2 protein-coding genes are annotated in these 1,364 nt (G+C 70.5%); both read left to right on the top strand.

Annotation, left to right across the window (positions count from 1 at the left end):
* The first annotated feature begins 38 nt into the window (after positions 1-38).
* Positions 39-512: a hypothetical protein gene (locus KBX39_RS31255; protein WP_043329042.1), complete on the top strand. Its 474-nt coding sequence runs from the start codon at positions 39-41 to the stop codon at positions 510-512.
* A gap of 113 nt (positions 513-625) precedes the next feature.
* Positions 626-1,364, top strand: a 739-nt coding sequence (locus KBX39_RS31260; RefSeq protein WP_210874006.1) for a glycine--tRNA ligase, incomplete at its 3' end; no start/stop codon positions are given.

Consider the following 1,364-nt stretch of genomic DNA (forward strand, 5'->3'; position numbering starts at 1 on the left):
CGACGTCAGTTCCGCCCGCGCCGCCGGCGGACCCCGGGGTGCCCGCGCCGCCGCAGGGGCCCGGCGCCGCGCCGCCGTTCGCCGCCCCGCCCACCGAGGGCGGGCGGACCCGGCTCTGGCTCGGCCTCGGCGCGGGCGCGCTCGCCGTGCTGATCTGCTGCGGCGGAGGCGGCGCGGCGGTGGTCGGACTGGCCGTGAGCAACGCCCAGGCGATCGGCGAGCAGGGCCGGGCCGTCACCAGCGACTACTACCAGGCACTGGTCGCCCGGGAGTGGTCCAAGGCGTACGACACGCTCTGCGACGACCTCCGCCGACGCGAACCGCGGCCCGAGTTCGTGCGGCGCGTCGCCACCGAGCCGCAGATCTCCGGCTACCGGGTCGGCGAGGTCGACATCACCACGCTCACCGTCCCGGTGGACGTCACGCTGGCCGGCGGTCGGCGGGAGGCGCAGACCGTGACGCTGGCGCCGGACCAGCAGACGGGCGGCGTGGAGGTCTGCGGGGTGAGCTGACCGGCCCCCGGTATTCTGCTGGGCTCGGGACGAACGCGGTCGTACCGTTGTCCCGAACAGCCCGGTTTTATCCATCTCAACCGCGCCGACCGCCAGCCGGCGTAGGAGGAAACATGCCAGCCGACCGTATCGACGCCGTCACCAGCCTCGCCAAGCGCCGGGGCTTCGTCTTTCCCTCCAGCGAGATCTACGGGGGCACCCGGTCGGCGTGGGACTACGGTCCGCTCGGCGTGGAGCTGAAGGAGAACGTCCGCCGGCAGTGGTGGCGGACCATGGTGCAGCAGCGCGACGACGTCGTCGGCCTCGACTCGGCGGTCATCCTGGCCCGCAAGGTCTGGGAGGCCAGCGGCCACATCGCCGAGTTCGTCGACCCGCTCACCGAGTGCCAGTCCTGCCACAAGCGGTTCCGGGCCGACCACCTGGAAGAGGCGTACGAGGCCAAGCACGGCAAGCCGCTGACCTCGCTGACGGAGCTGAACTGCCCCAACTGCGGCAACAAGGGCACCTTCACCGAGCCGAAGATGTTCAACGGCCTGATGAAGACCTACCTGGGCCCGGTGGAGAGCGACGAGGGCATGCACTACCTGCGCCCGGAGACCGCCCAGGGCATCTTCGTCAACTACAAGAACGTCGAGACGGTCGCCCGCAAGAAGCCGCCGTTCGGCATCGCGCAGACCGGCAAGTCGTTCCGCAACGAGATCACCCCCGGTAACTTCATCTTCCGGACCCGCGAGTTCGAGCAGATGGAGATGGAGTTCTTCGTCGAGCCCGGCACCGACGAGCAGTGGCACGAGTACTGGCTCTCCGAGCGCTGGAACTGGTACCTCGACCTGGGCCTGTCCGAGGAGAACC

The sequence above is a fragment of the Micromonospora sp. D75 genome, assembly GCF_018070405.1.
In the GTDB taxonomy this organism is placed as follows: domain Bacteria; phylum Actinomycetota; class Actinomycetes; order Mycobacteriales; family Micromonosporaceae; genus Micromonospora; species Micromonospora chalcea.